The following is an 11,132-nucleotide window of genomic DNA, read 5'->3' as shown; positions in this document are numbered from 1 at the left end:
GAACACGGAAGTTAAGCTCTTTAGCGCCAATGGTAGTTGGGACTTTGTCCCTGTGAGAGTAGGACGTTGCCAGGCACTTGAAAAAAGACTAGCTATTTTAGCTAGTCTTTTTTTATTATTCACAAAGTATAAGCTATCTACATAAAATGGGGTAAATGAACTGCATAAAGAAGTTACATCTTGTCGATACTTATTTAGTGGAGGTGGAGAGTAATGGAAAAACAAATTAAAACATGTTCCGTTTGTCATGAACAGCATACAAAGGGTATTGAGGTGTTTTCCAGCTTTATATGCCAACACTGCGAGGTAGAGATTGTAGAGGTGGATTCATCTCATTTTCGTTATCAATTGTTAGTAAATCAATTAAAGAGAATATCAGGAGCGTTTTCTTACTAAAAGCCCTTTTTTATAAGGGCTTCTTTATATGGCTCAAAAAAATCATCTAAGTTTGTTATAATGAAAGAAAAATGAATTTTGATAGGAAAAATGCTTACATATTCTTTTATCAAGTTAACAATGTTATATTTACAAAAAGTAAGGAATGGATGTATGGATACATATTTACCTTTATATAACCGTTTAGTAAGGCATAGCGAAAAGAGGTCACTCTCTTACCACGTGCCCGGCCATAAAAATGGTCAAATTCTCCCTTCACATATTCAGTCTTCTTACGCAGATTTTTTGCAATACGATCTAACGGAAATTAGCGGATTAGATGATTTACATGAAGCAGAATCTGTTATTAAAGAAGCACAAGAGTTAACGGCAAAGTTGTATGGAGTAGATGAAAGCTTTTTTTTAGTTAATGGTTCTACTGTAGGCAACCTCTCAGCAATTTTATCTCTTTGTCAAGAAGGAGATAAAATTGCTGTTCAAAGAGATTCTCATAAATCTATTTTTAATGCTATTACTTTATCAAAGGCATCACCTATTTTTTTAGCTCCTGAAATAGATTCAAAAACACATCTTAGTACAGGTGTATCCATTAAAACAATTAAAGCGGCTTTAGAGCGTTCTGAGGATATAAAAGCATTTGTATTAACAAATCCTACTTACTACGGGGTGGCACGAGATTTAAAGGAGACCATTGACTTTATTCATAGCTACAATATTCCTATAGTTATTGATGAAGCTCATGGAGCCCATTTTATTTTAGGCAATCCTTTTCCGTCGTCAGCTGTTACGTATGGAGCTGACCTTGTCGTTCAGTCAGCACATAAAACGCTACCAGCTATGACAATGGGTTCTTATTTACATATGCAGGGAACATTAGTGAATAAGCAAGCGGTGCGCCATTACCTACAAGTACTTCAGTCAAGCAGTCCTTCATACCCTATTATGGCTTCTCTCGATTTGGCACGGTATTATCTGCAGCAGTTTACACAGCATGATATCGATAGAATGACTGACAATATTCATTCGTTTGTTGAAAAGATTAATAAGATTGATACACTTTCAACTATTAATGTGGAGACAGATCAAACTGCTACCGACCTTTTGAAAATGATATTGACTTGTTCGGCGGCAACAGGATATGATTTGCAAAAGGAACTGGAAAAACAAGATATTTATACAGAACTAGCTGACGTTAACTATGTATTGTTTGTTCTACCGTTAAGCAGCAGTTGGGACTTTAATGATACAATTAAGCGGGTTAGACAAGCAGTAGCAAATATACAGCGTAAGTCGTATGAAAAACCACTAATCAAACCATTTCGTTTTTCAAGGGCAACGGTTCTCCTGTCTATGGAAGAAAGAAAATTAAGGACAAAGCATATGTGTTCGTTTGAAGAAGCGATTGGGTGTGTAAGCGCACAATCTATTATTCCATATCCTCCTGGAATTCCTATTTTAATGGAGGGAGAAACGATTACGAGCAATCATATTGACTATATTTTGCATATTCAAAGGTTAAATGGTCATATTCAAGGCGGCTCTTGTATGGAAGAAGGAAAAATAGAAGTATTTAAATAGAGAAAGGAATTTATACATGTCAGGAACGTTTATTACATTCGAAGGGCCAGAGGGTGCTGGTAAGACGACCATCATCCATATGGTTCAACAAAAATTAATACAAGATGGCTATAACATTGTATTAACAAGAGAGCCTGGAGGCATACGAATTGCTGAACAAATTCGTGAAATCATCTTAAATCCATCTAACACGGAAATGGATGCCAGAACAGAAGCACTTCTTTACGCTGCGGCTAGGAGACAACATCTTGTAGAAAAAGTGATTCCTGAGCTAAATAAAGGGAATATAGTATTATGTGACCGTTTTATTGATAGCTCACTTGCTTATCAAGGAAATGCGCGGGGGATAGGTGTAGAAGATATTTTTGCTATCAATCAATTTGCTATTGAGCAAACGATGCCACAGGCCACTTTATATTTTGATATTGAGCCTGAGGTAGGATTAGAAAGAATTAATAAAGGTCGAAAAGATGAGATTAATCGATTAGATTTAGAATCCTTAGACTTTCATTACAAAGTACGAGATGGATATCTATCTCTTTTGAGTCAATTTCCAGAGCGTATTCGCCGAATTGATGCAAATCAATCCATTGAAAAGGTCTGTGAAGAAGCTTATAAACAGATACAATTGATTTTAAAATAAATACAGATGATTGTTATTCTTGCTATACTATTCTTAACAATAAAGTAAAATGAGGTGTTATTCATGAAATTAGTAATGGCCGTTATTCAAGATTCAGATAGCTCAAAGCTTTTAAATGCACTTGTAGAAAGAGGATTTCGTTCAACCAAATTATCAAGTACGGGCGGATTTTTAAAATCAGGGAATACAACAATTATGATTGGTACAGATGATCATAAAGTAGATGAAGTACTTGATATTATTAAGGGCCAATGTGAAAACCGCAGACAGATGATTTCTCCTGTGGCACCGATGGGTGGTAATGCAGATTCATACATTCCGTATCCTGTTGAAGTTGAAGTGGGCGGAGCTACAGTATTCGTACTACCAGTAGATCAATTTCATCAATTTTAAGAGAGAAGATTTTAAATAGAAAGTGATGATTGAATGGGAAATACATGGGAACAGCTTGAAGCTCTTCAGCCGAACGTATTAAAGATTTTGCAAAACAGCTTACTTAAAGAGCGAGTTGCTCATGCTTATTTATTTGAAGGAAGCAAAGGAACAGGTAAAAAACAAATTAGTTTTTTGTTTGCTAAAGCACTGTTTTGCCAAAATCCAGTTAATCATAGGCCATGCCATGAGTGCAGTAACTGCCGGCGAATTGATTCAGGTAATCATCCAGATATTCACTTGATTGAGCCAGCTGGTTTATCGATTAAAAAAGAGCAAATTCAATTCTTGCAATCAGAATTCACAAAAACCGGTGTTGAATCTAATAAAAAGTTATATATTGTGAATCATGTTGATAAAATGACAGTAAGCGCAGCAAATAGTTTACTGAAATTTTTAGAAGAGCCTGGCAACGGAACTTATGCAATTTTATTAACAGAAAATATACAGCGCTTATTAGATACGATTATCTCACGTTGCCAAGTAATATCATTTCGATCTCTTACACCAGAACAGTTAGCTGAAAAACTAGTAGAAAATGGCCTTTCCGCAGTAGATGCGTCCATCTTGTCTAATTTAACAAACAGCATTGATGAAGCAATTGAATTAAGTAAAGATGAATGGTTTGGACTTGCAATAAAGTTAGTGATACAATTATATGAAGTGTTAACAACGAGACCTCAACAAGCTCTTCTTTTTATTCATGAAAAGTGGGTAACACATTTTAAAGAAAAAGAACAAGCTCATATTGGTTTAACTTTATTGATGCTTCTTTACCGTGATTTGTTGACGCTGCAAGTTGGACAAGAGTCTAAAATCGTCTATCGTCATAAAATAGAAGAATTAAAACAGCAAGCTCTTCAGACAACGCAGGAAAAAGCGATTTATCGCTTAGAGGTTATCTTGAAGGCCAAAAATAAATTAAATTCAAATATGAATCTACAGTTATTAATGGAACAGCTGGTGTTGGATTTGCAGGAGGGATAAAAGCTTGTATGATGTAGTAGGCGTTCGCTTTAAAAAAGCGGGAAAAATATATTATTTTGACCCTGGAGAACTTACAATTCCAGATGGTGAGTTTGTTATTGTAGAAACAGTTCGTGGTGTTGAATTTGGCAGAGTGGTTATTAACAAAAAGCAAGTAAGTGAACATGATGTCGTGCTTCCTTTGAAAAAAGTAATCCGCATTGCTGAACAAAAAGACAGGCTGATTGTGGATGAAAATAAACAAGCTGCTAGAGAAGCGTATGACGTATGCGTGCAAAAAATTCAATCACACGATTTAGATATGAAGTTAGTAGATGTAGAATATACGTTTGATCGTAATAAAGTCATTTTTTATTTTACAGCAGACGGCCGTATTGATTTTAGAGAGCTAGTTAAAGATTTAGCTGCTATTTTCCGTACGCGAATTGAGCTTCGTCAAATTGGTGTACGAGACGAGGCAAAACTGTTGGGTGGGATAGGTCCTTGTGGACGTATGCTATGTTGCTCAACGTTTTTAGGTGATTTTGAGCCGGTTTCTATTAAGATGGCCAAAGACCAAAACCTATCGCTTAATCCAACGAAAATTTCTGGTTTATGCGGACGTTTGATGTGTTGTTTAAAATATGAAAATGATGAGTATGAAACGGCAAAAGAACAGCTTCCTGATATAGGCTCAACAATTAAAACTTCAGATGGTTCAGGACGTGTAGTAGGTTTGAATATTTTGGAAAGAATTATTCAAGTGGAACTGTCAGATCACGAACAAATTTTAGAGTATACTCTGGATGAGATCAATAATGAAGGTGCTGTTTCGTTTCAAGCCACAGATTAACGAGGTGGGCAAAGGTGGATAAAAAAGAGATTTTTGATTCGGTGACAAACATGGAGGAACAAATTGGTCATTTATATAAGCAGTTAGGTGAGTTGAAAGAGCATCTTGCTGAGCTAATTGAAGAAAATCATCATCTGCAAATAGAAAATGATCATTTGCGCCGTCGCCTTGACCAGACAAACTTCGAAACGAAGCTGAAAAATAGACATTCAAAAGCAAGCGCTCAAACAAAAGAGCAAAAACAAATTGATATCGGAGAAGGATATGACAATTTGGCTCGCCTTTACCAAGAGGGTTTTCATATTTGTAACATTCATTATGGAAGTGTGCGTAAAGATGGAGACTGTTTGTTTTGCTTGTCATTTTTAAATAAAAAGTAACAACACCTCTCCCTTTTGGAGAGGTTCTTTTTATGAGTAAAAGATGTAAATAATAGATGTACAAGGAGAAGAACGATTATGGTTGAGTTATATGGAGATGAACGTTTAGATTATCTATTAGCCGATGAGGAAATGCGCATTATTCAAAGTCCATCTGTCTTTTCCTTTTCATTGGATGCTGTGCTTTTATCTCACTTTGCTTATGTCCCAATTCGTAAAGGCAACTTGGTTGATTTATGTTCAGGAAACGGTGTAATCCCACTGTTTTTATCTAAACGAACAAAGGGAAAAATCATTGGTGTAGAAATTCAAGAGCGGCTACATAGTATGGCACAAAGAAGTATTGCGTATAATCAGCTGGATGGGCAGATTAAAATGATACATGGTGATTTAAAAAATGCACCTCAAGAACTGGGTTATGGAAAATATGATGTTGTAACATGTAATCCTCCTTATTTCACCACATCCAATAAAGAAGAAATAAATGAAAACGAACACTTTGCAATCGCTCGCCACGAAATTCATTGTTCGTTGGAAGATGTGATTAGAGCCAGTAGTCAACTAGTTAAGCAAGGCGGAAAAGTAGCATTGGTTCACCGTCCAGGGAGACTATTAGATATCGTTACGTTAATGAGGCAATACCGTTTAGAGCCAAAGAGACTTCAGTTTGTCTATCCTAAAGATGGGAAAGAAGCAAATACACTTTTAATTGAAGGTACGAAGGATGGAAGTCCAGATTTAAAGATTCTTCCTCCGCTGGTGGTCTACCAAGATAATGATGAATACACGGACGAATTAAAAAGGATTTTATATGGAACAGAATAATCATTATTTTTATGTAGTTGAATGCAAGGACTGTACGTATTACGCTGGTTACACGAATAATTTGCAAAAACGTATTTCTGTCCATAATGAAGGGAAAGGGGCAAAATATACGAGAGCAAGAAGGCCTGTTTCATTAATTTGGCATGAGGTGTTTACTTCTAAAACAGAAGCTATGCAAAAAGAGTATTGGTTCAAACAGTTAAGCAGAGTGCAAAAACAGGCTTACATTCGAAGGGAGCAAGAAAAGCAGAATGAAATCACAAAAAAGTTATGATGTATCGAATGAACGAGGCGTTTTATATTTAGTTCCCACTCCTATTGGAAACTTAGAGGATATGACATTTCGTGCGATTCGAATTTTAAAAGAAGTTGATTATATTGCCGCAGAAGATACGAGACAAACGAAAAAACTATGTAACTACTTTGAAATCGATACGCCTATTACAAGTTATCATGAACATAATAAACATACAAAAAGTGAACAGCTGTTAAGCGACTTGGACAGTGAAAAAAATATTGCTTTAGTAAGCGACGCGGGTATGCCCTGTATTTCAGATCCTGGTTATGAGTTAGTGGTAGCTGCCGTTAAAGAAGGATATACGGTTGTTCCGCTGCCGGGGCCTAACGCAGCATTAACAGCTTTAATTGCTTCTGGTCTACCTACAGGGCAGTTTTATTTCTATGGATTTTTAAACAGAAATAAAAAACAGCGTAAAGAACAGCTTCAAGAGCTTCAGTATATTAAAGAAAGCATGATATTTTATGAAGCCCCTCATCGATTAAAAGAAACGCTAAAGAGTATAGAAGAAATTTTAGGGAACCGATCTATTGTGTTATGTAGAGAGTTAACCAAACGCTATGAAGAATTTTTAAGAGGAAGCGTATTAGAAGCAATTGAATGGACAAATGCCACAGATATTAGAGGGGAATTCTGCTTAATTCTTGAAGGGACAAATGAAGAAGCGCCAGATGAAAGTAATCTATGGTGGGAACAGCTCACCATTATCGAGCACGTTGATCACTATGTAGAAGAAGGACTTTCAAACAAAGAAGCGATTAAGCAAGTGGCAAAAGACCGAGATGTATCAAAACGAGACATTTATAGTGAATATCACGTACATTAAAAAAAGCTGTCTATCATAGACAGCTTTTCGTTTTATTTAGAAGCTTGTAAAGAATCTTGAAGTTCTTTCATGATTTGTTCTGCACCTTCACGGCTTAGAATTAATTTGCCGCTAGCAAGTTGAATGTTATCATCAGATACTTCACCTGTTACTTGGCAAGTCATGTTTGGTTTATATTTTTTTAAGATGATGCGCTCTTCATCTACATAGATTTCTAGAGCATCTTTCTCTGCAATTCCTAATGTACGACGTAATTCAATTGGAATTACTACGCGTCCTAATTCATCAACTTTACGAACAATACCTGTAGATTTCATGTTAATCGTTCTCCTCTCAATGATCATTTTTCTATGTTATTACTTTCGTCATTATTCGACAATTTCAACGTACTTTCATAATACCAGCGTTTCCAAAACTAGTCAATCATTTTATATGTAAAAAAATGTAGCTGGGAAAAAATTTTTTCCCCGACTCGTTTAGAAGCTAATTGTGACCGTCAGTCAAGGAATGACAAGGGGTTTCATTGGAAAAAAGATTAATCGCCTAAATAGCTTGATATTAACTATTTTGAAGATAGGGTAAATGTAATTCGACATAAAACGACAAAATTAGACCTATTTGTCGTTTTTATCAAAGTGACTTTTTGAATGGGGGTATATTTTTTATAAAAATAGGGCGAAGCTGATACAATTAACAGGATTATTTTTTGGGAAAATAACGATTATTTAAAAATGAAGTGAATCCGTCATATTCCCGTGTATATAGGAAGAGAATGTTTTGAAATTATCATGTAAAATAGTATGATAGATAGTAGAATAAGAAGACAGGGTTTATATGATTACATCCATATAAATCAAAATGTTGAAATGGAATGTTGGAGGTTATGAACATGGCAGATGGAAATAATACATTTTACATTACTACGCCGATTTATTATCCGAGTGGTAAATTACATATAGGGCACGCATACACGACGGTAGCGGGAGATGCAATGGCTCGTTATAAACGTTTGAGAGGGTTTGACGTACGTTATTTAACAGGTACGGATGAACATGGTCAAAAAATTCAGCGAAAAGCAGAAGAGAAAAACGTGACACCTCAGCAATACGTAGATGATATTGTCTCTGGAATCAAAGAGCTGTGGGATAAGATGGATATTTCGTATGACGATTTTATCCGTACAACAGAACCAAGACATAAAGAAATCGTGGAAAAGATTTTCGCGCGCCTTTTAGAACAAGGTGATATTTATCTTGATGAGTATGAAGGTTGGTATTCAGTTCCCGATGAGACGTACTATACAGAGCATCAACTAGTAGATCCAATCGTTGAAAATGGAAAAGTTGTAGGTGGGAAAAGCCCGGATAGCGGACACCCTGTAGAGCTCGTTCGAGAAGAGTCCTATTTCTTTAAAATGGGGAAATACGTAGATCGTTTACTAGCTTTTTATGAAGAGAACCCTTCATTTATTCAACCGGAGTCTCGTAAAAACGAAATGATCAATAATTTTATTAAGCCGGGTCTTGAAGACTTAGCTGTTTCTCGTACGACGTTTGATTGGGGGGTAAAAGTTCCAGGTAACCCAAAACACGTTATTTACGTATGGATTGATGCGCTTTCTAACTATATCACCTCTCTTGGGTATGATACTGAGAATGATGAAAACTATCGAAAATACTGGCCGGCTAACGTACATTTAGTAGGAAAAGAAATCGTACGTTTCCATACCATTTATTGGCCAATCATGTTGATGGCACTTGATTTGCCACTTCCTAAGAAAGTATTTGCTCACGGCTGGTTATTAATGAAAGATGGAAAGATGTCGAAGTCAAAAGGGAATGTAGTAGACCCAGTGACATTGATTGACCGCTATGGGTTAGATGCCCTTCGTTACTACTTGCTTCGTGAAGTTCCATTCGGTTCAGACGGTGTATTCACACCAGAAGCGTTTGTTGAACGTATTAACTTTGACTTAGCAAATGACCTTGGCAACCTAGTTAACCGTACAGTGGCGATGATTAATAAGTATTTTGATGGTGTTATTCCGACTTATGAAGGAAATGTAACAGAGTTTGATGCACTTATCGTACAAGCTCAAAAAGATACAGTGAATAAATATGAAGAAGCGATGGAGGATATGGAGTTTTCAGTGGCTCTTGCTTCTATCTGGCAATATGTAAGCCGCACGAATAAATACATTGATGAAACGCAGCCTTGGGCGTTAGCAAAAGATGAGAATAAGCGTGCAGAACTTGCTTCCGTTATGACACATCTAGCTGAATCAATTCGTCACATTGCGGTATTACTACAGCCATTCTTAACACGTACACCTGAGAAAATTTTTGCTCAGATCGGTGTAAAAGAAGATGTGTTAAAAACGTGGGAAAGCACGACGCGCTTTAATATGCTTAAAGAAGGCACAAAAGTAGAAAAAGGTGAGCCAATGTTCCCTCGTCTAGATCGAGAAGAAGAGGTAGCGTTTATTAAAGAGCAGATGCAAGGAAGTGCTCCGAAGGAAGAAAAACCTGTTGTGAAGGAAGAGCTTTCTGAAGAGATTACGATTGATGATTTCATGAAAGTAGAGCTTCGTGTAGCGCAAGTTACGCAAGTAGAACCAGTTAAGAAGGCAGATAAACTATTAAAGCTGCAGCTTGATCTTGGCTATGAAAAACGCCAAGTTGTATCAGGTATTGCCAAGTTTTATAAGCCTGAAGAATTAGTAGGTCGCAAAGTAATTTGTGTAACCAACTTAAAACCTGTAAAATTGCGCGGCGAACTATCACAAGGAATGATTTTAGCCGGTGAAGATGAGAATGGTCTTTCACTAGCAAGCGTAGATCAAAACTTAGCAAACGGCACGAAGATAAAATAAGTATAGGTAAAAGGGGTGTTTCACGTGTAACATGCGAGGACCCCCTTTTATTCATGGAAAGGATCGATTAGATGTTATTTGATACACATGTTCATTTAAACGCAGAACAGTATGAAGACGATTTGCAAGAAGTAATTAATCGCGCGTTAGAAAAAGGTGTTCAAAACATGGTGGTTGTTGGATTTGATGAACCTACCATTAAAAAAGCTATTCAAATAGCTGAAACGTACGACTTTATCTATGCTAGTGTAGGCTGGCATCCAGTAGATGCAATTGATATGACGGATGAGCATTTAGCTTGGATTGAAGAGTTAGCTCAGCATCCGAAAGTTGTGGCTTTAGGAGAGATGGGATTAGACTATCATTGGGATAAATCACCTAAAGAGGTTCAAAAGGACGTATTTCGCCGTCAAATTCGCTTAGCGCGCAAAGTGAATTTACCTATCATTATTCATAATCGTGATGCCACCGAAGACGTGGTAACCATTTTAAAAGAAGAGCACGTAGAGGAAGTAGGCGGGATTATGCATTGCTTCACGGGCAGTATTGAAGTAGCGAAGCAGTGTATGGATATGAATATGTATATTTCTTTTGGTGGACCTGTTACTTTTAAAAATGCAAAAAAACCAAAAGAAGTTGCTGCAGAACTTCCTTTAGATAAACTATTAATTGAAACAGACTGTCCTTATCTAACTCCTCATCCATTCCGCGGCAAGCGCAATGAACCTGGTTATGTGTCATACGTAGCGGAGCAAATTGCAGAGTTAAAAGGCATAACGTATGAAGAGTTGGCTGATATTACAACAGCTAACGCTAAAAAGCTATTTGGCATTAATGATTAAAACTTTTTCTCATATAACAATCATTTTCGTGTTAAAGTAAAGATAGGCGCAGAGGAGAATGTTATCCTCTGCCTTTTTCAGTTAAAATAACAGATAGATGCTTTTTAATTTAGTTGATAATAAGATAAAACGTTGATTTCATAGAAGAAAAATGATGTGAGTAACGAGCATTTCATTTTTACTGAAAAGCAAATGAACAAAACTGAATGTTTTGGAGGAAG

Annotated in this window: 13 protein-coding genes; 12 read left to right on the top strand and 1 reads right to left on the bottom strand. The window is 36.5% G+C overall.

Going from position 1 to position 11,132, the window contains the following annotated elements; all coding sequences use genetic code 11:
- Positions 1-213: 213 nt before the first annotated feature.
- From ACMX9J_RS26545 to rsmI, 10 genes are all read left to right on the top strand, one after another.
- A complete protein-coding gene (locus ACMX9J_RS26545) occupies positions 214-396 on the top strand; it encodes a sigma factor G inhibitor Gin (protein WP_013081329.1) in 183 nt (60 codons plus the stop codon).
- A gap of 153 nt (positions 397-549) precedes the next feature.
- Positions 550-1,974, top strand: a complete 1,425-nt coding sequence (locus ACMX9J_RS26540; protein WP_033580808.1) for an aminotransferase class I/II-fold pyridoxal phosphate-dependent enzyme — start codon at positions 550-552, stop codon at positions 1,972-1,974.
- 16 nt (positions 1,975-1,990) lie between these two features.
- Positions 1,991-2,617: a dTMP kinase gene (gene tmk, locus ACMX9J_RS26535; RefSeq protein ID WP_028412632.1), complete on the top strand. Its 627-nt coding sequence runs from the start codon at positions 1,991-1,993 to the stop codon at positions 2,615-2,617.
- Between the two features lie 63 nt (positions 2,618-2,680).
- A complete protein-coding gene (locus ACMX9J_RS26530) occupies positions 2,681-3,010 on the top strand; it encodes a cyclic-di-AMP receptor (RefSeq protein WP_013054845.1) in 330 nt (109 codons plus the stop codon).
- A gap of 33 nt (positions 3,011-3,043) precedes the next feature.
- On the top strand, positions 3,044-4,036 hold the full coding sequence (gene holB, locus ACMX9J_RS26525) for a DNA polymerase III subunit delta' (RefSeq protein WP_013054846.1): 993 nt from the start codon (positions 3,044-3,046) through the stop codon (positions 4,034-4,036).
- 4 nt (positions 4,037-4,040) lie between these two features.
- Positions 4,041-4,868, top strand: a complete 828-nt coding sequence (locus tag ACMX9J_RS26520; protein ID WP_013054847.1) for a PSP1 domain-containing protein — start codon at positions 4,041-4,043, stop codon at positions 4,866-4,868.
- A 14-nt stretch (positions 4,869-4,882) separates the two neighbouring features.
- On the top strand, positions 4,883-5,248 hold the full coding sequence (gene yabA / locus ACMX9J_RS26515) for a DNA replication initiation control protein YabA (RefSeq protein ID WP_013054848.1): 366 nt from the start codon (positions 4,883-4,885) through the stop codon (positions 5,246-5,248).
- A 78-nt stretch (positions 5,249-5,326) separates the two neighbouring features.
- Entirely contained in the window at positions 5,327-6,073 is a 747-nt protein-coding gene (locus ACMX9J_RS26510) for a tRNA1(Val) (adenine(37)-N6)-methyltransferase (protein ID WP_028412633.1), read from the top strand.
- Positions 6,060-6,347 carry a GIY-YIG nuclease family protein gene (locus ACMX9J_RS26505; protein ID WP_013054850.1) on the top strand — a complete coding sequence of 96 codons (288 nt, stop codon included), beginning with the start codon at positions 6,060-6,062 and terminating at the stop codon, positions 6,345-6,347. The genes ACMX9J_RS26510 and ACMX9J_RS26505 overlap by 14 nt, the downstream gene beginning before the upstream one ends.
- A complete protein-coding gene (gene rsmI, locus ACMX9J_RS26500; RefSeq protein WP_416226406.1) occupies positions 6,325-7,197 on the top strand; it encodes a 16S rRNA (cytidine(1402)-2'-O)-methyltransferase in 873 nt (290 codons plus the stop codon). Before ACMX9J_RS26505 ends, rsmI begins: the two co-directional genes overlap by 23 nt.
- Positions 7,198-7,229: 32 nt before the next feature.
- On the opposite strand, the gene ACMX9J_RS26495 is transcribed toward rsmI, so the two are convergent.
- Positions 7,230-7,520 carry an AbrB/MazE/SpoVT family DNA-binding domain-containing protein gene (locus ACMX9J_RS26495; protein ID WP_170836841.1) on the bottom strand — a complete coding sequence of 97 codons (291 nt, stop codon included), beginning with the start codon at positions 7,518-7,520 and terminating at the stop codon, positions 7,230-7,232.
- Positions 7,521-8,086: 566 nt separating this feature from the next.
- Between ACMX9J_RS26495 and metG the strand changes: the two genes are divergently transcribed.
- Together metG and ACMX9J_RS26485 are read left to right on the top strand one after the other, a co-directional pair.
- Positions 8,087-10,069, top strand: coding sequence for a methionine--tRNA ligase (gene metG / locus ACMX9J_RS26490; RefSeq protein WP_416226405.1), 1,983 nt, complete (start codon positions 8,087-8,089; stop codon positions 10,067-10,069).
- Between the two features lie 71 nt (positions 10,070-10,140).
- Positions 10,141-10,911 (top strand): TatD family hydrolase, encoded by a 771-nt coding sequence (locus ACMX9J_RS26485; RefSeq protein ID WP_028412635.1) that lies wholly within the window; start codon positions 10,141-10,143, stop codon positions 10,909-10,911.
- The last annotated feature ends 221 nt before the right edge of the window (positions 10,912-11,132 follow it).

It is taken from the genome of Priestia sp. RMT2NF4 (genome assembly GCF_047872835.1).
GTDB lineage: Bacteria > Bacillota > Bacilli > Bacillales > Bacillaceae_H > Priestia > Priestia zanthoxyli.
The sequence above is the reverse complement of the archived record's forward strand: the minus strand, read 5'-3'. Positions and strand labels throughout refer to the sequence as shown.